Genomic DNA, 20,100 nt, shown 5'->3' on the forward strand with positions numbered 1-20,100 from the left:
CGCGGGCGCGCTTGGCGTAGAAGCTGATGATCTTGTAGCGCCCGCCCTTCCAGTCCTCAAAGGCCACGTTGAGGAGCCGACCCTTGAGCTTGGCCGGCTTGACCGACTTGAAGTATTCCTCGGACGCCAGATTGACCAGCACCGGCTCGCGGCCGGCGTCGGCCTCGGCGGCCAGCAGGCGGTTGAGGGCGTCGGTCTGGGTCATGCCCCAGAAGGCATAGAGATCCTTGCCGCGGCCGTTCCGGAAGCGGGTGCCCATCTCGAGGCGGTAGGCCTGCATCAGATCCAGCGGACGCAACAGGCCGTACAGCCCGGAGAGGATGCGCAGATGGCGCTGGGCGTAATCGAGCTGGGCCTCGGTGAGGGTGCGGGCGTCGAGGCCGTCGTACACGTCGCCGTTGAAAGCGAGCACCGCCGGGCGGGCGTTGTCGGGCGAGAACGGGCGCGACCACTCGGCGTAGCGGGCAACGTTGAGGGCGGCGAGCTGATCCGACAGGCTCATCAGCTCGGCCACCTGGGCGTGGGAGAGCTCACGCAGGCCGGCGATCAGCTCGGCGGCATCGTCGAGGTAGTCGGGCTGGGTGTGACGGGGCGTGGCGAGGGGCGACTCGTAATCGAGGGCCTTGGCGGGGGACAACACGAAAATCATGATGCAGGCGCAACCAGTTGAATTCAGGGAAGAGGTTCGAGGTGGGTCGTCACCTCGGTGCCGGGCAACACCCCGGCAAGGGCGGATTCTATTTCGTCCAGCAGCGAATGGCCTTCGCGCACCGTCCATTCGCCCGGCACCAGCACCGTGAGCTGCACGAAGGCCGACACGCCGGCCCGCCGGGTTCGCAGATTTCGGTAGCTCACGCCGCGGGCGCGAAAGTCTTCGAGCACGGCCTCGGCGCGGGCCAGCGCTTCGGGTTCGAGGCTGCGGTCCATCAGCCCATCGACGGATTCGCGCACCAGCCGCACGGCCTCGCGGGTGATGTTGAGGCCCACCGCAATGGCGATCAGCGGGTCGAGGATCAGCCAGCCAGTTAAAGCCACCAGCCCCACGCCGGCGATCACGCCGACGGAGGTCCATACGTCGGTCATCAAATGGCGCGAATCAGCCTTGAGGGCGATGGAGTTGAAGCGCTCGCCGGCCCGCCCGAGCACCCGGGCGACCACCAGATTGACCGCCGTCGCCACCGCCGACCACGCCAGGCCCCAGCCCGGCGATTCGATGTCCTTGGGCTGGATCAGCCTTTCGGCGCCCGCCCAGATGATGCCGACCGAGGCGCCGAGGATCAGGATGCCCTCGAAGCCGCTTGAAAAGTATTCGGCCTTGCCATGGCCGAACGGGTGCCGCCGGTCCGCCGGCGCCCGGGTGACGATGATCATCCACAGCGCAAACGACGCGCCGGCCAGATTGACGAAGGATTCCAGCGCATCCGACAGCAGCCCGACCGAGCCGGTGATCCACCACGCAAAGGCCTTGAAGGCGATGGTCGAGATGGCCGCCGCGATCGACAGCCACGCGAAGTGGTGGCGGTCCATGCCGGTGCTGCCGGTCATCGCTCAGCCGCGCTCCACGTCGGTCACGCCCTTCACTTCGCGGATCAGGGTGAGCGCCCGCTGAATCTGCTGCACGCCCTGCACTTCGAGGGTGAAGCGCATCCGCGCCGAGCCCTTGCGGCTGAGGGTGTTCACGGCGATCACGTTGAGCTTCTCCTTCGAGAGCACCTCGGAGATGTCGCGCAGGAGGCCCTGACGGTCCATCGCGTGCACCAGGATATCCACCGGGAACACGGCGTCCTTGGCGGCGCCAGCCCGGCCGGTGCCGCCCCACTCGGCGCTCACCAGACGCTCCGGATGGCGCTTGACGAGGGACTGGAAGTCGCGGCAGTCGACCCGGTGGATCGACACGCCGCGGCCACGGGTGACGTAACCCTGGATCGCGTCCGGTGGCGCCGGCTTGCAGCAGCGGCCCAGCGACGTCATCAGCTTGCCGACGCCGACGATGAGGATGGTGTCGCCCGCATCGCCCGCGTGGCTCTTGCCGATGACGACCTCGGGTTCTTCAGCCGCGATCTCATCCGCGTCAGCGCCGCGCAGGGCGGTCTGGATCGCCCGCGGGCCCACCTCTCCCCGCCCGGCGGCGATGAACAGCGCCTCGGCGTTCTTGAAGCCCAGGCGCGTGGCAAGCTCATCAATGTTGGCCTGGCCGTGGCCTTCGCGCTGGATTTCCTTGACCAGCACGCTGCGCCCGCGGACCAGCATCTCCTCTTCTTCGAGGGCGCTGAAGTACTGCTTGATCTTCTGCTTGGCCCGGGGCGTGGCCACGTAGCCCTGCTGGGGATTGAGCCAGTCGCGGGAAGGCCCGCCTTCCTTGGTGGACATGATCTCCACCGTCTGGCCGTTCTCGAGGGGCGTGTTGAGGGTGACCAGCTGGCCATTGACCTTGGCGCCCCGGCAGCGGTGGCCCAGATCGGTGTGCACCCGGTAGGCGAAGTCGATGGGCGTGGCGCCGCGGGGCATGTCGATCACGCGGCCCTGGGGCGTCAGCACGTAGATCGTGTCGTCCAGCGAGGCGCGCTTGAACTGCTCGACCCAGTCGGCCGCGTCGGTCACCTCGTCGCGCCACGACAGCAGGCTGCGCAGCAGCGCGATCTTCTCGTCGTAGTCGGCGTTGGTGGCGTTGCCGCTGCCTTCCTTGTAGCGCCAGTGGGCCGCCACGCCCAGCTCCGCATGGTTGTGCATGCCGTGGGTGCGGATCTGGACTTCCAGCGAGCGGCCGTCGGCGGCATACACCGCGGTGTGCAGCGACTGGTAGTTGTTGCCCTTGGGCATCGAGATGTAGTCGTCGAACTCCTTGGGGATCGGCGTCCAGATCTGATGCACGATGCCCAGCACGGCGTAGCAGTCCTTCACCTCCTGGACCAGCACGCGCAGCGCACGCACGTCGAAGATCTGCGAGAAATCCAGCCGTTTGGCGCGCATCTTGTTGTAGATGCTGTAGATGTGCTTGGGCCGGCCATAGACGTCGGCCTTGATGCCGATGGCGGCGATCTCGTTCTTGAGGCGCGCCACCGAATCGACGATGAACTGCTCGCGCTCCACCCGCCGCTCGTCGAGCATCCGGGCGATGCGCTTGTAGGTTTCGGGCTCGAGGAAGCGGAAGGACAGATCCTCCAGCTCCCACTTGAGCTGCCAGATGCCCAGCCGGTTGGCCAGCGGCGCGTAGATGTCGAGGCTCTCGCGGGCGATGGATTCGCGGATCACGCCCGGGTGATCGGTGAAGTAGCGCAGGGTTTGCGTGCGCGACGCCACCCGCAGCAGCACCACGCGGATATCCTCGACCATCGCCAGCAGCATCTTGCGCAACACCTCGCTCTGGGCGCGGATCTCCGGCGCACTGGTAGAGGTGTTCATGCGGGTGATGACACGCAGGCCGTTGAGACGGCGCAGGCCATCCACCAGCCGCGCGACGGTATCGCCAAACCGCAGCGTGATCTCGTCGGTGGGATGGAGCAGCACGTCACCCACCGCAAAGCACAGCGCGGCGATCCGCGCGTCGGCGTCGAGGCGCAGGGACGCCACGATGAGCGCCGTGCCGAGGGCGTGGGGCCACACGGGCTCGCGGGTGCCAAGGCTGCGATCGGCATACAGCGCCTGGGCCCACTCGTGGGCGTCGGCAACCCGGCGGACGTCTTCGGGGAGCAACCCTTCGCTCAGCAGCGCGAGGGCGGAGGATGGGGATGCGGACTGGGAAATCGAATGCGTAACGGCGACCATGCCGACATTATCCTATAGGCTGCCGTTGCAGCGTTTGATCTTGATCGTACCGGCGGTGACGGGCGGCACGCCCTTCCCGCCGAAAGCCAGCCCTTCGACCAGCGATTTCCCCCGATGTTCTCAGCCTTCCGAAAATGGCGCCGGCGCCGCGCCGCCAGCCGCATGCAGGTTCCGCCCAAGCAGTGGAACCGCGTCGAAGCCCGCCTGCCCTTCCTCGCCTACCTGCCGCCCGACGAGCGCCCCCGGCTGCGCCAGATGGCGCTGGAGTTCCTGACCGAAAAGGAAGTCCACGGCGCCGAGGGCCTCGTCGTCACCGACGACATGCTCCTCTCCATCGCCCTGCAGGCCTGCCTGCCGGTGCTGCACATCGGCCTCGACGCCTACGTCGGCTGGGTCGGGATCGTGGTGTATCCGGGCGATTTCGTGATCCCCCGCAGCATCGTCGACGAAGACGGCGTGGTGCACGAATACGACGACGAAGTGCTGGGCGAAGCCTGGGAAGGCGGGCCGGTGATCCTTTCGTGGTCCGAAGATACGGGCGCCATCGACGGCATCAACGTGGTGATCCACGAATTCGCCCACAAGCTCGACATGGGCAACGGCGAGGTGGACGGCTTCCCCGCCCTGCCCCCCGACATGAGCCCCGAAGCCTGGGCCGCGGCCTTCCAGCCGGCCTACGACGACTTCTGCCAGCGGGTGGACGACGGAGAGGACACCGCCCTCGACCCCTACGGCGCCGATCATCCGTCGGAGTTCTTCGCCGTGATGAGCGAGGCCTTCTTCGAGACGCCGGGCCTGCTCCGCCACGAATATCCGGACGTCTACGCCCAGCTTTCCCGTTATTACCGCCAGGAGCCAGCGACCCGCGAAGGGCAGCCCGGATCAGGTGAATAGCATTGCCGAAACAATTCTTTGCTAGTTGGCCGGGCGCTGTCTAAAGTGACTAGGCCGCTGTGGCATTTCCGACTATGTGGAGAGTGATTCATGGCCATTACGTGGATTCTGGTAGCCAACGCAAGCCTCGCCCGACTGTATGCAAACTTCGGTCCCAAGCAGGGACTCAAGCTCGTAAAGGAACTCGTCCATCCCGAAAGCCGCATGAAAAATGCCGAACTGTCGTCCGATCGCGCCGGCCAGATGCAGGCCAGCGGCAGCGGCCACGGCGCCCGGGAACAGCAGACCCCACCCAAGCTCAACGCCGCCAAGCAGTTTGCCCAGGCCCTGGCCAAGGAGCTCTACCTCGGCCGCAGCCGCAACGAATTCGCCCGCGCGATCCTCGTCGCGCCGCCGTCGTTCATGGGCATGATCAACGCCAATCTCGATGGCCCCACCGCCCAGATGATCACCGACCGCCTCGAGAAGGATTACACCAAAACCTCCGAACCCGACCTGCGTGGTCACCTCGGCAACTGCATGCTCGTTTGACCTCCCCGCGTGCTCCCTCGGGCTCCGGTGGCGTGACGCACCCCGGAACGCGCTTTTCAGCCTGAGGGAAACACCGCGCTTTCAGGCGGATGTGATACCCGTCGCATCCGCCTGTTCTTTGCCCCAAACCCACCCGTAATCCGTGAGGAAGTGCCGCAGTCATTGCCTGCCGCACACCTATTCTCGCCGCCATCCCATCCAGTTTGGTGTGCATCATGAGAAAGAACTTCCTCGCCGGCCTCGCCGTCACCTGTGCCCTCGCCGCCCCGTTTTCCGCTTCCGCCGCCAGCGTGACGATCGACGGCAACTTCACCGACTGGGGGATCACCAACAACGGCACCACCGCCGGCTGGACGCCCAAGACCGGCATCAACTACGCCGTCGAAGACCAGAGCGACGCCATGAGCGGCTTCCTCAGCCCCGGCTGGGGCGGCCAGGCCTACGACGCCGAAGCCATCTACGTCACCTGGCAGACCAAGGCCGACGGCAAGACCTACCTCGACGTGGGCGTCGTCACCGGCCACGACCCCAACACCGCCACCACCAGCAACAGCTACGGTCGTGGCGACATCGCCATCGACTTCGGCAAGAACGGCAGCTGGGATTTCGGCATCCTCACCGCCAACCGCAGCGCCACCCTGCTGCGCGGCGACGTGGTCGCCACCACCAACGCCAACTGGTCCACCGGCCTGTGGAGCTCGCCCGGCGTGTTTGCGCCTGAAGCCTCGCCCTACGTGACCAAGGTGGCCAGCGGCACCGACGTGGGCAACGCCAGCGTCGCAATCTCGAATGCCTTCACCAACATGGGCATCCTGGGTGGCAACCACTGGTTCTATGAAGTGGAGATTCCGGTGGATGCCTTTGGCAGCCACTGGCAGGGCATGAACCCGTCGGAAGCGTTCAGCGTCCAGTGGACGATGCTGTGCGCCAACGACATCGTGGCCCTCAACGTGGCCGCCTCGACGGTGCCCGAACCTGCGATTCCTGCCCTGGTGCTGGCCGGCCTCGCGCTGGCCGGCCTCGCCCGGCGCCGCCACAACGCATAAAAACAACGCTTGAAGAATTTGAAGCCGGCAGCCGCCGGCTTTTTTTACGCCAGCGGCCAGGCTGCAAGCTGAACGTAGGCCGGACCTTCCGGCGAGAGAGTCGACGCCACCAGCGCAAAACCGGCCACCGGCCAGTCGATGGGCGCGAAGTCCGGCAGCGCGGCAGACGGATGGGAATTGCGCAGCAGGGTGAGATGGGGAACGAAAGCCGCCTCGCCCGCGTGGGCAAAGCCGGCACCGGCCAGCGCCTCGCGCACGTCGGCGACCAGCCGCAGGAACTGCGGCGGCGTGCTGGAACAACCGCCCCACACGATGTGGTTGTGGGGCCAGTAACCGAGGCGGTCGATGCGCAGCGGAAACACCTCGCCCCGCACCGCCGCCATCGCCGCACACAACGCGGGAAGGCGACTTTCGGCCACGTCGCCGAGGAAAGCCAGAGTCAGGTGCAGTGTGTCGCGGCGCATCTGCCGCCCGCCGCAGGCCTGATGGACCTCAGCGGCAAGACCAGACAGGCGCTCCGCCACATCATCCCCCGGCCCCAGGGCCAGGAAGACGCGGCGCGTGGCTTCACCCATCCACCCGGGCGAGCAGCGCCACCGCCTGGGACGCGATGCCCTCGCCCCGGCCGGTGAAGCCGAGCTTCTCGGTGGTCTTGCCCTTCACGTTGATCGCCGCCGGCTCGACGCCCAGATCGGCGGCGATGTTGGCGATCATCGCCGGCACATGGGGCAGGATCTTCGGCGCGCGGGCGATCACGGTGGCGTCCACATTCACCGTCTGCCAGCCGGCGGCGCGGGCCGCGGCCGCAGCCTCGCGCAGCAGCACGCGGGAATCGGCGCCCTCGAAACGCGGGTCGGTGTCGGGGAAATGCCGGCCGATGTCGCCGAGGCCAGCGGCGCCGAGGATCGCGTCGGTGATGGTGTGCAGCAGCACGTCGGCGTCAGAATGGCCAAGCAGGCCGCGGGCGTAGGGAATCGTCACGCCGCCGATGATCAGCGGACGGCCGGGAACCAGGGCGTGGACATCAAAGCCCTGCCCGATGCGAAACGGAACATTCATTCTTTGCCCTCGCGGTGCTGGAGGATCCACTCGGCCAGATGCAGGTCGAGGGGATAGGTGACTTTGAGATTGGTGGGATCGCCCCGCACCAGCCGCGGGCGCAGGCCCATGGCCTCGATGGCGCTGGCCTCGTCGGTCACGTGGCGGGCGCTCTCGAGGGCGCGCTTGAGCATCACGTAACGGAACATCTGGGGCGTCTGGGCCTGCCACAGGCCGTCCCGCGCGACGGTGTCGGCGATGCGGTGGGTGCTGTCCTCGCGCTTCAGGGTGTCGGCGACGGGCACCGCCAGGATGCCGCCCACCTCGTCGTGGATGAGCTCATGCACCAGGGTTTCGATGTGCCAGGGCGCGAGGCACGGGCGGGCGGCGTCGTGCACCAACACCCAGTCGGATTCGGCGGTGTGCTCGGCGATCGCCCGGAGGCCGTTGAGCACGCTCTCGGCCCGGGACACACCGCCGCAGAACAGCGGCACCAGGCGGTCGCCGAACGGACGCCAGTCGTGGCGGTCCCATTCCTGGTCGCCCACCGACAGCACCACATAAACCCGGTCGATCACCGGCGAGGCGCACAGCACGCCGAGGGTGTGACGGATCAGGGGTTCGCCGAGCAGGGGCAGATACTGTTTGGGGTGTTCGCTCTTCATCCGGCTGCCGCTTCCGGCGGCGGGCACGATGGCGAAGCAACGGCTGGTGTGGGTTCGCATCGGCGCATTTTAACCTCAACTGCTGCCCCGCCTGCCCGGCCTGGCCCGCGACCGTGCCGGAAAACCGCATCAGGGCTTGATTCCGGGCTTCAGCTCGGGCCGTTCCTGCCGCAAAATGAAACATCGCCCCCGCCGAGGTCGCCATGCTGTTCTCCCTGCCGTTTGAACCGCGCCAGCTCGAAGCCCTCGCCCTCGCCACCGCAATCGGCCTCTTGATGGGTCTCGAGCGCGAACGCCGACCCGCAGCCCGCGCGGGCGTGCGCACCTTCGGCCTCACCGGCCTGCTCGGCGCCCTGTCGGCGCTGCTGGCCGAACTGCTGTCGACGCCCGCTTTCATCGTCGCCGGCTTTGTGCTGGTGGCGGTGATGATCATCTCCGCCAACCTCCGCCAGGCCGAGCCCGACGACGATCCCGGCACCACCTCGGTGATCGCGCTGCTGGTGTGCTACAGCCTGGGCGCGATGGTGTGGCTGGGCCACGGGCGGCTGGCGGTGATGGCTGCGGTGGGCTCGACGATGCTGCTCTATTACAAGTCGGAACTGCGCGGCGTCGCGGCCCGGCTCACCGCCCAGGACTGGCGCTCGATCCTGCAGTTTTCGGTGCTGTCGCTGATCGTGCTGCCCATCCTGCCCAACCAGGGTTTCGGCCCCTACGAGGCGATCAACCCCCATCAGGTCTGGTTGATGGTGGTGCTGATCGCCGGGGTCAGCCTGGCCGGCTATGCGGCGCTGCGCTTCGTGGGCGCCCGCTACGGCGCGCCGCTGCTGGGGCTGCTGGGCGGGCTGGTGTCGAGCACCGCCACCACGATGGTGTTCGCCCGCCACGCCCGCGAGAACCCGGCAATGGCCCCCACTGCAACGCTGGTGATCCTCCTCGCCAACCTCATCATGGTGGTGCGCATCCTCGGCATCGCCTGGGCCTTGTCCCAATCTGTGGTGCCGCTGCTCGCCGTGGGCTGCGGCCTGGCGGTTCTGATCGGAGGGGTGGTGATTGCGTTCAACTGGCGCCAGCTGGCCGGTCAGGGCGCGCTGCCGGTGCCGGAAACCCGCAACCCGACCGAACTCCGCGCCGCCCTCGGTTTCGGGCTGCTCTACGCCGGCGTGCTGCTGTGCGCCGCCTGGCTGTCGGACATCGCCGGGCGCGGCGGTCTTTACCTGCTGGCCTTCGTCTCCGGGCTCACCGACGTGGACGCCATCACCCTGTCCACCCTGCGCCTGCTGAGCGTGGGCAAGCTCGACGCTACCCCCGCCGCCGTGGCCATCCTTCTGGCGATGCTGGCCAATCTGGCGTTCAAGTCGACCCTCGCCTTCACCCTTGGCGGCAGCATCCTTGGCCGGCGCGTCGTGGGCGGGATGCTGGCCGTGGGCGCCGGAATCGCCGGTGGCATCGCATGGTTGGCGCACACCTCCCTATAATGGGATCAAGCTTCGCTCCAGCATTCAAGGCAAGAGGAAATCATGGCTCAAGCGTCACAGCGTCTGCCCGCCGTCGCCGGACTGTTCTACCCGGCCGATCCCCACAGTCTTCACGCCCAGATCTCGGGCTACCTGGCCAGCGCGATGCCCGCCGAAGTCGTGCATTCGCCCAAGGCCATCATCGTGCCCCACGCGGGCTACATCTACTCCGGCGCGGTCGCCGCCAGCGCCTACGCCGAGCTCGTCCTGCGCCGCGACGTGATACGCCGGGTGCTGATCCTCTGCCCCACTCACCGGGTCGCGGTGCGCGGGATGGCCGTCCCCGCCGCCCAATCCTTCGTCACGCCCCTGGGCGCCGTCGCCATCGACCGCGCCGCCTGGCTCGCCGCCCGCGAGCTGCCCGGCGTGCTGGTGGACGACCGCCCCCACGCCGAAGAGCACGCCATCGAAGTCCAGCTGCCCTTCCTGCAATCCACCCTCGATCACTTCGAGATCCTGCCGATCGCCGTCGGCCAGGTTGACCCGAACCTCGTCGCCCGGCTGCTCGAAACCCTGTGGGGTGGGCCCGAGACGCTGATCGTCATCAGCTCCGATCTCTCCCATTACCACCCCTACCGCCAGGCCCAGTGGCGCGACAAGGCCACCATCGCGATGATCGCCCAGCTCGATCCGCACCTGGACGGCGAGCAGGCCTGTGGCGCCGGCGCCATCAACGGGCTGCTGATCGCCGCCCAACGCCATCATCTCGCGCCCCACCTGCTTGATCTGCGCAACTCCGGCGACACCGCCGGTGACCGCGACCGGGTGGTTGGCTACGCATCCCTCGCCTTTGCCGAAGACCGCAACCATGCCCAGCACTGACAACCCCCTCGGCCGCGTCCTCCTCAGCCAGGCCCGCAAGGCCATCGCCGACGAACTCGGCCTACCTGCCCCGGCAACCTTCGACGATCCGCAGCTGGCCCAGCGCGGCGCCACCTTCGTCACCCTCACCATCGATGGCGAACTCCGCGGCTGCATCGGCAGCCTCAACGCCCACCGGGCGCTGGGTGTCGATGTGGTCGAGAACGCCCGCGCCGCGGCCTTCTCCGACCCGCGCTTCCCGCCCCTGTCGGCCGACGAGTTCGGCAAGGTGCGTGTCGAGGTGTCGCTCCTCAGCGCACCAGAGTTCCTCGAGTTCCGCGACGAAGCCGACGCCCTGGCCCAGATCCGCCCGGGCATCGACGGCGTGATCTTCTTCAACGGCTGCCAAAAGGCCACCTTCCTGCCCCAGGTGTGGGATCAGCTGCCCGACAAGGCCAGCTTCATGGCCGCCCTCAAGCAGAAGGCCCGGCTGCCCGTGGATTTCTGGGGGCCCAACGTGATGATCGCGGTTTATCAGGTCCAGAAGTGGTACGAGCCGCCACCCAGCCGGGAGTGACATCATGACCGACCATCCCGCCCGCTACTGGCATCCGCTGCCCGACGGCCGCCTCCAGTGCGACCTGTGTCCGCGGGATTGCCGGCTCCACGAGGGCCAGCGCGGCGCCTGCTTCGTGCGCCAGATGGTCGATGGAAAAATGGTGCTCACCACCTACGGGCGCAGCTCCGGCTTCTGCATCGACCCCATCGAAAAGAAGCCCCTCAACCACTTCTACCCGGGCAGCAGCGTGCTGTCCTTCGGCACCGCCGGCTGCAACCTGGCCTGCAAGTTCTGCCAGAACTGGGACATCTCCAAGAGCCGCGACATGGACCGGCTGATGGATTCCGCCGGCCCGGCCGACATCGCCAACGCCGCCGCCCGCCACCACTGCCGCAGCGTGGCCTACACCTACAACGACCCGGTGATCTTCGCCGAGTACGCCATCGACACCGCCCTCGCCTGCCGCGCGCAAGGCATCGCCAACGTGGCGGTCACCGCCGGCTACATCCACCCGGTCGCCCGGCGCGAGTTCTTCGCGGTGATGGACGCCGCCAACGTGGACCTCAAAGCCTTCACCGACGACTTCTACGTACACCAGTGCGGCGCGCATCTCACGCCGGTGCTCGACACCCTCGCCTGGCTGCATCACGACACCGACGTGTGGGTCGAGATCACCGCCTTACTGATCCCTGGCCTCAACGATTCCGAGGCCGAGCTCACCCAGCTCAGCCAGTGGATCGCCACCGAACTGGGCCCGGACGTGCCGCTCCACTTCACCGCCTTCCACCCGGACTACAAGCTCGACCAGATCCCCGCCACGCCGCCCGCCACCCTCACCCGCGCCCGGCGCATCGCCCGGGACGCCGGCCTGCGTTACGTCTACACCGGCAACGTGCACGACCCCGACGGCAGCTCAACCTACTGCCCCGGCTGCGGCCAGGTGGTCATCGAGCGCGACTGGTACGCCATCGGCGCTTACCGGCTCGACGCCCACGGCGCCTGTGCGGCTTGCGGCACGCCGGTCGCCGGGCGCTTTGCCGAATTCCGCGGGGCTTTCGGGCCGCGCCGTGTACCAGTGCACATCCACGCCCAGAACGGGTGACGCATTCCCTTGTCCACCGGCAAGGGCCCATGCGATCGTCCCGCCCATGATGAAACTGCGCCACACCGAACTCAGCATCCCGGCCGGCCCCGTCTGGCTGGAAGCGCTCCAGGCCCACGCGCCGGACAGCGCCGGGCTGATCGTCATCGCCCAGACCGCCGTGGGCAACCACCGGGAATCCCGCGAGGCCCACTTCGCCCAGCGCCTGCAGGACGCCGGTTACTCCACGCTGATCTTCGATCTGCTCACCCGCTACGAAGAAAACCGCGACCCGGACACCCGCTACAACACGCCGCTCCTCGGCCAGCGCATCAACGCCCTGTTTGAATGGCTGCGCCACCAGCCGCCGCTTGTCGAACTGCCCATCGGCCTCACGGCCAGCGGCACCGGCAGCGCCGCCGCCATCCGCGCCATCGCCCGCGAGCCCGAGATGATCGGCGCCTTCGTGTGCCGCGGCGGACGACCGGGCCTCGCCGGCATCACGCCGCTACGCCAGGTCGCCTGCCCGACCCTGATGATCGTCGGTAGCCACGACGAGAACCTACCCAACGTGCGCCAGGCCTTCGACCTGATCGGCGGCCGCAAGACGTGGCGCTCGATTGCCGGCACCGACGAATTCTTCCGCGAACCCGGCGCCCTCGACGCCGCAGCCACCCTGGCCATCGAGTGGTTCCGCGCCCATCTCGAACGCAAACCGGCCCAGCAGGGCGCAGCCTGAAGCCGCCGAACGCGTTGCCTTTAAAACCAAATTAGTTTTATTTGAAACAGACGATTCAAAGGCTGCGGCCCATCGTCCGGTGGGGCAAGCCGGCTTCTTCGTATTCCTCGCCTTCCGGCACGAAGCCGAAGCGCGCGTAAAAGCCCAGCGCGTGGGTCTGGGCGTTGAGCACCACCCGCGCCATGCCACGACGCTTCGCCTCGTCGATCAGCGCCTGCAGCAGCAGCGCGCCCACACCCCGACCGCGCCAGCCGGCCAGCACCGCCATCCGCCCGATGTGGCCATCGGGCAGCAGCCGGCCGGTGCCGACGGCTTCGTCGCCCGCCAGCGCCAGCGCGTGGCACGACAGCGGATCGAATTCGTCCAGTTCTAGCTCGACCGGCACCTTCTGTTCATCCACGAAAACCGTGAAGCGGATCGGCGAAGCCTGGGCCGACAGCTCGTCCCAGCTGCCCAGCCGGACCGCCAGCGCCGCGCTCACGCCAGGATCTCCACCGGCGTGCCGGCCGGCACCAGATCGAACAGCTCGGCCACCTCGCGGTTGCGCATCCGCACGCAGCCGATGGAAAGCGGCACGCCCATCGGTTCGGTATCCGGCGTGCCGTGGATGTAGATGTAGCGGCGCATGGTGTCCACGTCGCCCAGGCGGTTCACGCCCGGCTCCTTGCCCGACAGCCACAGGATGCGGGTGAGGATCCAGTCCCGCTCGGGCATCTGCGCGCCCACCTCGGGCGTCCACACCTCGCCGGTCGGGCGGCGCCCGCGGAAGGCCGCACCGATGGGCTGGCCGGCACCGATTTTGGCCCGCACCACATGCCGCCCACGGGGCGTGCGGTGGCTGCCAGTCTGCTCACCCGGGCCGTTCTTCGCGGTGGAGACCAGATAGCGGCGGACGCAGGCGCCGTCATCGCCGATGAGGTCGAGGGTCTGGGTGGGGATGTGGATTCGGATCAGCACGAGGGGGTCGCTCCCGCCGGCCGCTTGCGTCGGGCGGCAAAAAAACCGGACAAAAGTCCGCCGCAGGTGTCGGCAAGCACGCCTCCGGCCACCTCGGCGTGATGGTTTAGGCGTGTCTCACCGAAAAGATCGATTACGCTACCAGCGACACCCGTTTTGGGGTCGCTGGCGCCAAAGACCACCCGGGCGATCCGCGCATGCATAATCGCCCCTGCACACATGACACATGGTTCAAGGGTGACGTAAAGTGTGCAGCCCGGCATGCGATAGTTCGCCAGTGTCGCGGCTGCGTCGCGCAGGGCCATCACTTCCGCATGGGCCGTCGGGTCGTGCCGTCCGATCGGCTGGTTGAAACCTCGGCCGACGATCTGTCCGTCGGGCGCAACGATCACGGCGCCGACCGGCACTTCGCCGCAGCGGCCAGCCTCCTCGGCAAGATCGAGGGCAAGGCGCATGAATTGGGCGTCCGCTTCGGGACATGTAGGAGTCATGGTAAGGCTGAAACCGGCTCTCGGATCAAAAAAGACAGATTTTAAAGCACCAACGTGGAAACGCCCGCCCTGACAGCGATGACGGTAATCCCCACTGGAAAGGTCCCATGATTTCCGACCCAGGCCGCGAACCGATGCTCGACTCGCCCGCCACGCAAACCGTCGCCTCGCCGTCGGCCAGCCAGGCCGGCGGTGCGCTGCTGCGCGCCCATCCGGCCGCGCTGGCGGCACTCTACGCGGTGGCCGCCACGGTGCTGATGACCATGGCGGAGCAGCTCCTCCCTGCCAGCCTGTCGTGCTACGCAAGCGGTTTCCTGATCGGGCTCACCGCCATCCTGTTGTTCGTCCTGCACTCCCCGGCCCGGGCCACCCCTGCCCCCGCAGTCATCCAGCCGCTGGTCGCCACTGCACCGCCCCCCGCTACCGAATTCGGTGCCGGCCCCCTTCCTGCCGATCCCGACCCGCTGTTCCGCGAAGCGCTGAAGGACGTTCGGCACGTGCTTTACCGCTTCAACCCCACCCACGAGTCCTACGACTACATCTCGGACTGCGCCGAGAGCTGGCTTGGCACGCCGATCGACGCACTGTGCGCGCCGGGCGGCTGGCATCACTTCGCCCGCCGCGTACTCACCGATGACCTGGGCCGCGTCTGGGCGCAGATCGGCGACGCCCTCAAGACGCCGGGCACCGAGCCGGTCGGCATCACCGTCGAATACCGCCTCGAGACCGCCGCGGGCGAAGCCCTGTGGGTGCGCGACGCGATGACCCTGCTGCGCAAACCCGACGGCAGCCTCCGGGCCATCGTCGGCAACGCCACCGACCACACCGCCGAACGCGCCACCCACGAATACCTGCAGGTCACCCTGCGCAGCATCGGCGAGGCGGTGATCGCCACCGATCCGCAGAACCGCGTCACCCTCATGAACCCGGTGGCCGAGGCGCTCACCGGCTGGAGCGAGGGCGAAGCCCGGGGCCAGCGCCTCACCACGATCTTCCGCATCGAGGACGACGCCGATGGCCACACCCGGCTCATCAATCGCCGCGGAGAAAGCCGGCCGATCGCCCACAGCAGCGCGCCGATCCGCGTCACGCCCAACGACACCGCCGACGCCAGCCTCGGCGAGGTGCTGGTGATCCGCGACCAGGCCGCCGAACACGCAGCCCACCAGGCCGTTGTCGAGCAGCAGGCCCGCTACCGGGCGCTGGTCGAGAACGCGCCGGTGGGCATCTTCCACTACGGCAGCGACCTGCAGATCAGCTACTGCAACAACCGGCTGGCCGAAATCCTGCACTCCTCGCCCGAGCAGCTGCAGGGCGTCGATCTCCACTCCCTCGGCGACGAAGCCATCCTGTCGATCCTCCAGCGCGCCCTTACCGGCCAGCGCGGTGCCTACGACGGGCCCTTCGTCACCCCGCTGTCCACCGACGTCCATATCCTGTCGATCCGCGTCGCGCCCGAGTTCGACGCCACCGGCGAAGTGATCTTCGGCGGCGTGGGCATCGTCGAGGACCGCACCGCCTACCTCGAAGCCGAGGAGCAACTGCGCGACACCAAGGAGCGCTACGTCCTCGCCCAGCGCGGCACCAACGAAGGCCTGTGGGATTGGGACCCGAACACCCGCCACCTGTACCTGTCGTCGCGCCTGCTGTCGCTGCTGGGCCTCAAGAGCGACACCCTGCGCACCACCGGCGAGGAATGGCTCAAGCTGATCCACCCGGACGACCGCGCCCGCTACCGGGCCGACGTGGTCGCCCACCTGCGCGGCGAGACCGACCACTTCGAATCCGAATACCGGCTTGCCGACAAGGACGGCAAGTTCCACTGGGTGCTGGCCCGCGGTCTCGCCCACCGCAACCAGGAGGGCCGCGCCGTGCGCATCGTCGGCTCGATCGGCGACATCACCGCCCGCAAGCTCGCCGAGGAACAGCTCAAGGCCGAGCGCGACTTCTCCCGCGGCCTGATCGACAGCCTGCCGGCACCCTTCTTCCTGTTCGACCAGCAGGGCCGGCTGGTGCTGTGGAACCGCTTCGTCTCCGAGCTCACCGGCCTGCCCGACACCGAACTCCAGAACGCCGAGGCCGAAACCCTGGTCATCCCCGAGCAGGAGCCGGTGATGGCACACCGCATCGAATCCGCGCTGATCTCCGGCGAAGCCTCGGCCGAGGTCATGCTGCGCCGCGTCGACCGCGAGCCCGTGCCCTTCCTGGTCGTGGGCCGCCGGGTCATCCTCGACGGCAAACCGCACATCGTCGGCGTCGGCACCGATCTCACCGAGCGCAAGTTCGCCGAGCGCGCCATCAAGCGCCTCAACACCGAACTCGAACGCCGGGTGGCCGAGCGCACGTCGCAGCTCAGCGCCGCCCTCAACGAGCTCGAGAGCTTCAGCTATTCGGTGTCCCACGACTTGCGCGCCCCCCTGCGCGCCATCGAAGGCTACAGCGCCATCCTCGGCTCCGACTACGGCGACAAGCTCGACGAGGAAGCGAAGGAACTGCTCCGCCGCGTCCGCGCCGCTGTGCATCGCATGGGCCAGCTCATCGACGACCTGCTCACCCTGTCGCGGGTCAGCCGGAAGGAGCTCGAACGCCGCCCCGTTGACCTCACCCACCTCGCCCAGGTGATCTGCGAGGAACTCCGCCAGCAGGAGCCGAGCCGCGAGGTGCTCATCGACATCGCCCCCAACCTGCAGGTCGAGGGCGACCCGAGCCTGATGCGCACGGTGCTCGAAAACCTGCTGGGCAACGCCTGGAAGTTCACCGGCCGGGTCGACCACCCCGAGATCCGCTTCGAAGCCACTGTGCACGAGGGCGTCGATGCCTTCGTGGTGCGCGACAACGGCGCCGGCTTCGACATGCGCTACCGGGAGAACCTCTTCCGGCCGTTCCAGCGCCTGCATTCGGATCGGGAGTTCCCCGGCACGGGGATCGGGCTCGCCACTGTCGCCCGCATCGTCCGCCGCCACGGGGGCGAGGTGTGGGCCGAAGGCGAAGTGGGCAACGGCGCGTCGCTCTACTTCAGCATCGGCCAGACGCCGCTGCTGGGGAGCAGCTGAACCCGCCGCTGGCGGGCCGTTGCCTTAAAGCAGGATCGGGCGATCCGGCAGTTCGTTGGGATTGTCGGGCCGGGCCGGGAAAGGCCCCGCGAGCAGATCGCCCACGGCACGCACCGCTTCAACCGATCCCTCGCCAAAACGTCCGTCACGGAAGGCGGCCTCCATCGTGCGACACACGCCGTCCCAGGCCACCTGGGGCACACACCGGGCGATGCCGCGGTCGGCGACGATCTCCACCTGGCGGTCCAGCCACTGCACATAGATCAGCACGCCGGTGTTCTCTTCGGTGTCCCACACCCGAAGGCGCGAGAACACCTCCACGGCCCGCTCCCGGGCCGTGGCGTCGCGCATGAGCTCAGGCAGATCCAGCCCCGCCTCGACGGCAAAGCGGATCTCGCCCCGGTGGCGCGCTTCGGAAGCCGCAACCGCCGCGTCGATGGCAGCCATCACATCCGGCGTAAACGTACGGCCGAGCACCCATGACGGGGTGAAGAGATGACGAAGCACACGTCCGATCCGCATCACCAGCCTCCCGACGCGCCGCCGCCGCCAAAACCGCCACCACCGCCCGACCAGCCGCCGCCACCTCCGCGACCGCCAAATCCCCCGCCAAAACCACCGCCGATGGTCGGCCCGCCGCCGATACGCCCTGCTCCACCGCTACCGGCAACCAGCGAAAAGATGAACGCCAGCACCGCGCCCACCGCGCCCACCAGCAGCACGCTGGTCAGCGTCCAGGCGCCAACCCCGACGATCCCGGCCGCGATGGTCGAACCCAGCAGACGGCCAAAGATGGCCTTCAGCACGCTGCCAACGACCAGCGTAAAGATGATGCCGAGCACCAGCGCCTCCTCCAGCCCCATCTGCTGGTCATCGGCACCGGCAGCGCCGGGCGCGGGCGCCGGCAGCGCCTCGCCATTGATCCGGGCGATCAGGGCCGTAACACCGGCCTCGATGCCGCCAGGGAAATCCCCGGCCTTGAAACGCGGCGCCACCACCTCGGCGACGATCCGCTTGGCGATGGCGTCGGGCACCGCGCCTTCCAGCCCGTAGCCAACCTCCACGCGCATCCGCCGGTCGTCCCGGGCGACGACGAACAGCACGCCGTCGTCGACGCCCTTGCGCCCCAGCCGCCAGGCTTCCGCCACGCGCAGGGAGTAGGACTCGATGGGTTCGGGTCGGGTCGTGGAAACGATGAGCACCGCCAGCTGGGCGCCCTTGTCCTTTTCCAGCTGGACAAGCTGCGACTCCAGCGCCTGCCGCCGGTCTTCGGGCAACAGGCCGACGGTGTCGGTGACATGGGCGCTGAGCGCCGGAACCGGCTGCAACTCCTGGGCAAACGCCAGCCCGAAAAGCCCGAGCCACAGCCCGGCCAGCAGTCCGATCACGCGCGCCAGCGCCACGGCGGGATACGCCTTGCCGGGCTTACTGAGCCGGCTTGGCCGGAGCCGCCGGCGCGCCGAAATTGACCTTGGGCGCTTCGCTGATGGCGGCTTCGTTCTCCACCGAGAAGTTGGCCTTCGGCTTGGCGCCGACCACCATCGCGGTGAGGTTGTTGGGGAAGGTACGCACCGTCACGTTGTAATCCTGCACCGCCTTGATGTAGCGGTTGCGGGCCACGGTGATGCGGTTCTCGGTGCCTTCGAGCTGGGCCTGCAGGTCGCGGAAGTTCGCGTCGGCCTTGAGGTTGGGGTAGTTTTCGGTCACCACCAGCAGGCGCGAAAGCGCTCCGGAAAGGTCTCCCTGGGCCTTCTGGAACTTGGCCATGGCTTCCGGATCATTCACTAACTCCGGCGTCACCTTCATCCCCGCCACGTTGGCGCGGGCTTCGGTCACCTGGGTCAGCACTTCCTTTTCGTGGGAGGCGTAGCCCTGGACGACCTGCACGAGGTTCGGAATTAGATCGGCCCGACGCTTGTACTGGTTGAGCACCTCAGACCAGGACGCATTGACCTGTTCGTCGTTGATCTGGATCTGGTTGTAGCCGCAGCCCGACAGAAGCAGCAGCGAGAGGATCATCGACAGGAAAAGCTTGATACGCATGGTGTGTCCTCGTCAGGAAAAAGTGTCTGAAGCCAAAGCTCGATCAACCATTCTAGCGACTCGGGATAAACCCAAGGTACCGCCCATCCGACGCCATCAAATCTTGCAATCAGACTGCATCGGCCTTCAGACGTTTCATCGTTGTCCGGGCAAAACACAGGTCTTCCCACGCCTTGGCCTTGTCAGCCAGATTACGCAGCAGATAGGCCGGATGGTAGGTGACCACCACCGGAATGCCGCCGAACTCGAACAGCTTGCCCCGCGCCGCGGCGATCCGGACTTCCTGGTTGAGCAGCGCCTGGGCCGCCGGACGGCCGAGGGCGACGATCAGCCGCGGCTTGATGAGCGCAATCTGGCGCTCGAGATACGGGAAGCACGCCGCAAGCTCGTCGGTTTCCGGCGTGCGGTTGTTGGGCGGACGGCACTTGACCGCGTTGCCGATGTACACATCGTTGCCCCGTGCCAAGCCGATGCTCGCCAGCATGTTGTCGAGCAGCCGTCCGGCCTGGCCGACGAAGGGTTCGCCCCGCTCGTCCTCCTCGGCGCCCGGCCCCTCGCCCACGAAAAGCCAGTCCGCCTGCCGGTCGCCCACGCCGGGCACCGCCTGCTTGCGACGCTTGCACAGGGCGCAGGCGTCGCACTCGCGGATGCGGGCTTCGAGATCGTCCCAACCCAGCCCGGCGATGTCGCCCGGTGGCGCCGGACGTCGCGCCGGCGCCTCGACGGGCGCGTCGGTAGGCACTGCAACAGGCGGAACAAAACGCGCCAGCGGCACCGGCCTGGATGCAGGAGCCGGCGCAGAAACGGGCGCGGCGACGACCGGCTCGGGCACAGGCACCGGTGGTTCGGGTTGCGCTTCCTCGACCGGCTCGGCGCCGCGCAGCCGCCACAGGGGCGCCAGCCCCATCTCCCGGAGGATCGCG

General features: G+C 67.9%; 22 protein-coding genes. 9 read left to right on the forward strand and 13 right to left on the reverse strand.

Translation table 11 applies throughout. The features are described from left to right. From yaaA to Q0672_RS16455, 3 genes are all read right to left on the reverse strand, one after another. Positions 1-649 (reverse strand): peroxide stress protein YaaA (gene yaaA, locus Q0672_RS16445; protein WP_298623965.1); only part of this gene is annotated, 649 nt, incomplete at its 3' end. 23 nt (positions 650-672) lie between these two features. Further along, on the reverse strand, positions 673-1,545 hold the full coding sequence (locus Q0672_RS16450; RefSeq protein WP_298623967.1) for a cation diffusion facilitator family transporter: 873 nt from the start codon (positions 1,543-1,545) through the stop codon (positions 673-675). 3 nt (positions 1,546-1,548) lie between these two features. Beyond that, complete coding sequence (locus tag Q0672_RS16455) at positions 1,549-3,765, reverse strand: bifunctional (p)ppGpp synthetase/guanosine-3',5'-bis(diphosphate) 3'-pyrophosphohydrolase (protein WP_298623969.1); 2,217 nt, start codon at positions 3,763-3,765, stop codon at positions 1,549-1,551. Positions 3,766-3,879: 114 nt separating this feature from the next. Here Q0672_RS16455 and Q0672_RS16460 point away from each other — a divergent pair, with 114 nt between their 5' ends. The 3 genes from Q0672_RS16460 to Q0672_RS16470 all read left to right on the forward strand — a co-directional run bounded on the left by Q0672_RS16460 (position 3,880) and on the right by Q0672_RS16470 (position 6,236). Beyond that, positions 3,880-4,659 (forward strand): zinc-dependent peptidase, encoded by a 780-nt coding sequence (locus Q0672_RS16460; RefSeq protein ID WP_298623971.1) that lies wholly within the window; start codon positions 3,880-3,882, stop codon positions 4,657-4,659. A gap of 90 nt (positions 4,660-4,749) precedes the next feature. Continuing rightward, positions 4,750-5,190: a host attachment protein gene (locus Q0672_RS16465; protein WP_284186870.1), complete on the forward strand. Its 441-nt coding sequence runs from the start codon at positions 4,750-4,752 to the stop codon at positions 5,188-5,190. Between the two features lie 215 nt (positions 5,191-5,405). Continuing rightward, positions 5,406-6,236 (forward strand): PEP-CTERM sorting domain-containing protein, encoded by an 831-nt coding sequence (locus Q0672_RS16470; protein WP_298623974.1) that lies wholly within the window; start codon positions 5,406-5,408, stop codon positions 6,234-6,236. Between the two features lie 44 nt (positions 6,237-6,280). Here Q0672_RS16470 and thpR read toward each other — a convergent pair whose 3' ends face one another. From thpR to ispD, 3 genes are read right to left on the reverse strand one after another with little or no spacing between them, the layout of a single operon-like run. Then, on the reverse strand, positions 6,281-6,811 hold the full coding sequence (gene thpR, locus Q0672_RS16475; RefSeq protein ID WP_298623976.1) for an RNA 2',3'-cyclic phosphodiesterase: 531 nt from the start codon (positions 6,809-6,811) through the stop codon (positions 6,281-6,283). Further along, positions 6,804-7,295, reverse strand: a complete 492-nt coding sequence (ispF, locus tag Q0672_RS16480) for a 2-C-methyl-D-erythritol 2,4-cyclodiphosphate synthase (RefSeq protein ID WP_298623978.1) — start codon at positions 7,293-7,295, stop codon at positions 6,804-6,806. Before ispF ends, thpR begins: the two co-directional genes overlap by 8 nt. Beyond that, positions 7,292-7,999 carry a 2-C-methyl-D-erythritol 4-phosphate cytidylyltransferase gene (ispD, locus tag Q0672_RS16485; protein WP_298623980.1) on the reverse strand — a complete coding sequence of 236 codons (708 nt, stop codon included), beginning with the start codon at positions 7,997-7,999 and terminating at the stop codon, positions 7,292-7,294. Before ispD ends, ispF begins: the two co-directional genes overlap by 4 nt. 143 nt (positions 8,000-8,142) lie before the next feature. Here ispD and Q0672_RS16490 point away from each other — a divergent pair, with 143 nt between their 5' ends. Genes Q0672_RS16490 through Q0672_RS16510 form a run of 5 tightly spaced genes read left to right on the forward strand, consistent with a single transcriptional unit; the run spans position 8,143 to position 12,633 of the window. After that, positions 8,143-9,414 carry an MgtC/SapB family protein gene (locus Q0672_RS16490; RefSeq protein WP_298623982.1) on the forward strand — a complete coding sequence of 424 codons (1,272 nt, stop codon included), beginning with the start codon at positions 8,143-8,145 and terminating at the stop codon, positions 9,412-9,414. A 42-nt stretch (positions 9,415-9,456) separates the two neighbouring features. Continuing rightward, positions 9,457-10,275 carry an AmmeMemoRadiSam system protein B gene (amrB, locus tag Q0672_RS16495; protein ID WP_298623984.1) on the forward strand — a complete coding sequence of 273 codons (819 nt, stop codon included), beginning with the start codon at positions 9,457-9,459 and terminating at the stop codon, positions 10,273-10,275. Beyond that, complete coding sequence (gene amrA / locus Q0672_RS16500) at positions 10,262-10,831, forward strand: AmmeMemoRadiSam system protein A (protein ID WP_298623986.1); 570 nt, start codon at positions 10,262-10,264, stop codon at positions 10,829-10,831. The genes amrB and amrA overlap by 14 nt, the downstream gene beginning before the upstream one ends. Before the next feature lie 4 nt (positions 10,832-10,835). Further along, positions 10,836-11,915, forward strand: a complete 1,080-nt coding sequence (amrS, locus tag Q0672_RS16505) for an AmmeMemoRadiSam system radical SAM enzyme (RefSeq protein ID WP_298623988.1) — start codon at positions 10,836-10,838, stop codon at positions 11,913-11,915. A gap of 46 nt (positions 11,916-11,961) precedes the next feature. Beyond that, positions 11,962-12,633 carry a dienelactone hydrolase family protein gene (locus tag Q0672_RS16510; protein WP_298623990.1) on the forward strand — a complete coding sequence of 224 codons (672 nt, stop codon included), beginning with the start codon at positions 11,962-11,964 and terminating at the stop codon, positions 12,631-12,633. A gap of 55 nt (positions 12,634-12,688) precedes the next feature. Here Q0672_RS16510 and Q0672_RS16515 read toward each other — a convergent pair whose 3' ends face one another. Genes Q0672_RS16515 through tadA form a run of 3 tightly spaced genes read right to left on the reverse strand, consistent with a single transcriptional unit; the run spans position 12,689 to position 14,081 of the window. Further along, entirely contained in the window at positions 12,689-13,114 is a 426-nt protein-coding gene (locus tag Q0672_RS16515; RefSeq protein WP_298623992.1) for a GNAT family N-acetyltransferase, read from the reverse strand. Continuing rightward, entirely contained in the window at positions 13,111-13,590 is a 480-nt protein-coding gene (locus Q0672_RS16520) for a L,D-transpeptidase (RefSeq protein WP_153159475.1), read from the reverse strand. Before Q0672_RS16520 ends, Q0672_RS16515 begins: the two co-directional genes overlap by 4 nt. Beyond that, a complete protein-coding gene (gene tadA / locus Q0672_RS16525) occupies positions 13,584-14,081 on the reverse strand; it encodes a tRNA adenosine(34) deaminase TadA (RefSeq protein WP_298623995.1) in 498 nt (165 codons plus the stop codon). Before tadA ends, Q0672_RS16520 begins: the two co-directional genes overlap by 7 nt. A gap of 107 nt (positions 14,082-14,188) precedes the next feature. On the opposite strand from tadA, the gene Q0672_RS16530 reads away from it, so the two are divergent. Next, positions 14,189-17,134 carry a PAS domain S-box protein gene (locus Q0672_RS16530; RefSeq protein WP_298623997.1) on the forward strand — a complete coding sequence of 982 codons (2,946 nt, stop codon included), beginning with the start codon at positions 14,189-14,191 and terminating at the stop codon, positions 17,132-17,134. A gap of 24 nt (positions 17,135-17,158) precedes the next feature. Here the strand turns inward: Q0672_RS16530 and Q0672_RS16535 are convergent, their stop codons facing one another. The 4 genes from Q0672_RS16535 to Q0672_RS16550 all read right to left on the reverse strand — a co-directional run bounded on the left by Q0672_RS16535 (position 17,159) and on the right by Q0672_RS16550 (position 20,084). Next, positions 17,159-17,641 carry a TPM domain-containing protein gene (locus tag Q0672_RS16535; RefSeq protein ID WP_298623998.1) on the reverse strand — a complete coding sequence of 161 codons (483 nt, stop codon included), beginning with the start codon at positions 17,639-17,641 and terminating at the stop codon, positions 17,159-17,161. Between the two features lie 14 nt (positions 17,642-17,655). Then, on the reverse strand, positions 17,656-18,537 hold the full coding sequence (locus tag Q0672_RS16540) for a TPM domain-containing protein (RefSeq protein ID WP_298624000.1): 882 nt from the start codon (positions 18,535-18,537) through the stop codon (positions 17,656-17,658). 22 nt (positions 18,538-18,559) lie between these two features. After that, the gene (locus Q0672_RS16545) at positions 18,560-19,177 is read right to left on the reverse strand and encodes a LemA family protein (protein WP_153159479.1); all 618 of its coding nucleotides are present in this window, start codon (positions 19,175-19,177) and stop codon (positions 18,560-18,562) included. A 109-nt stretch (positions 19,178-19,286) separates the two neighbouring features. Further along, entirely contained in the window at positions 19,287-20,084 is a 798-nt protein-coding gene (locus Q0672_RS16550) for a uracil-DNA glycosylase (protein ID WP_298624030.1), read from the reverse strand. Positions 20,085-20,100: the final 16 nt, after the last annotated feature.

It is taken from the genome of uncultured Zoogloea sp. (genome assembly GCF_937894855.1).
Classification (GTDB): domain Bacteria; phylum Pseudomonadota; class Gammaproteobacteria; order Burkholderiales; family Rhodocyclaceae; genus Zoogloea; species Zoogloea oryzae.

What these genes read in the sequence shown, in the direction of transcription:
- Q0672_RS16470 (WP_298623974.1), top strand. Translation starts at nt 5,406, where the DNA reads ATGAGAAAGAACTTCCTCGCCGGCCTCGCCGTCACCTGTGCCCTCGCC.
- thpR (WP_298623976.1), bottom strand. Translation starts at nt 6,811, where the DNA reads ATGGGTGAAGCCACGCGCCGCGTCTTCCTGGCCCTGGGGCCGGGGGAT.
- tadA (WP_298623995.1), bottom strand. Translation starts at nt 14,081, where the DNA reads ATGACTCCTACATGTCCCGAAGCGGACGCCCAATTCATGCGCCTTGCC.
- Q0672_RS16450 (WP_298623967.1), bottom strand. Translation starts at nt 1,545, where the DNA reads ATGACCGGCAGCACCGGCATGGACCGCCACCACTTCGCGTGGCTGTCG.
- Q0672_RS16465 (WP_284186870.1), top strand. Translation starts at nt 4,750, where the DNA reads ATGGCCATTACGTGGATTCTGGTAGCCAACGCAAGCCTCGCCCGACTG.
- ispD (WP_298623980.1), bottom strand. Translation starts at nt 7,999, where the DNA reads ATGCGAACCCACACCAGCCGTTGCTTCGCCATCGTGCCCGCCGCCGGA.
- amrS (WP_298623988.1), top strand. Translation starts at nt 10,836, where the DNA reads ATGACCGACCATCCCGCCCGCTACTGGCATCCGCTGCCCGACGGCCGC.
- Q0672_RS16510 (WP_298623990.1), top strand. Translation starts at nt 11,962, where the DNA reads ATGATGAAACTGCGCCACACCGAACTCAGCATCCCGGCCGGCCCCGTC.
- amrA (WP_298623986.1), top strand. Translation starts at nt 10,262, where the DNA reads ATGCCCAGCACTGACAACCCCCTCGGCCGCGTCCTCCTCAGCCAGGCC.
- Q0672_RS16530 (WP_298623997.1), top strand. Translation starts at nt 14,189, where the DNA reads ATGATTTCCGACCCAGGCCGCGAACCGATGCTCGACTCGCCCGCCACG.
- Q0672_RS16545 (WP_153159479.1), bottom strand. Translation starts at nt 19,177, where the DNA reads ATGCGTATCAAGCTTTTCCTGTCGATGATCCTCTCGCTGCTGCTTCTG.
- amrB (WP_298623984.1), top strand. Translation starts at nt 9,457, where the DNA reads ATGGCTCAAGCGTCACAGCGTCTGCCCGCCGTCGCCGGACTGTTCTAC.
- Q0672_RS16550 (WP_298624030.1), bottom strand. Translation starts at nt 20,084, where the DNA reads ATGGGGCTGGCGCCCCTGTGGCGGCTGCGCGGCGCCGAGCCGGTCGAG.
- Q0672_RS16455 (WP_298623969.1), bottom strand. Translation starts at nt 3,765, where the DNA reads ATGGTCGCCGTTACGCATTCGATTTCCCAGTCCGCATCCCCATCCTCC.
- ispF (WP_298623978.1), bottom strand. Translation starts at nt 7,295, where the DNA reads ATGAATGTTCCGTTTCGCATCGGGCAGGGCTTTGATGTCCACGCCCTG.
- Q0672_RS16490 (WP_298623982.1), top strand. Translation starts at nt 8,143, where the DNA reads ATGCTGTTCTCCCTGCCGTTTGAACCGCGCCAGCTCGAAGCCCTCGCC.
- Q0672_RS16460 (WP_298623971.1), top strand. Translation starts at nt 3,880, where the DNA reads ATGTTCTCAGCCTTCCGAAAATGGCGCCGGCGCCGCGCCGCCAGCCGC.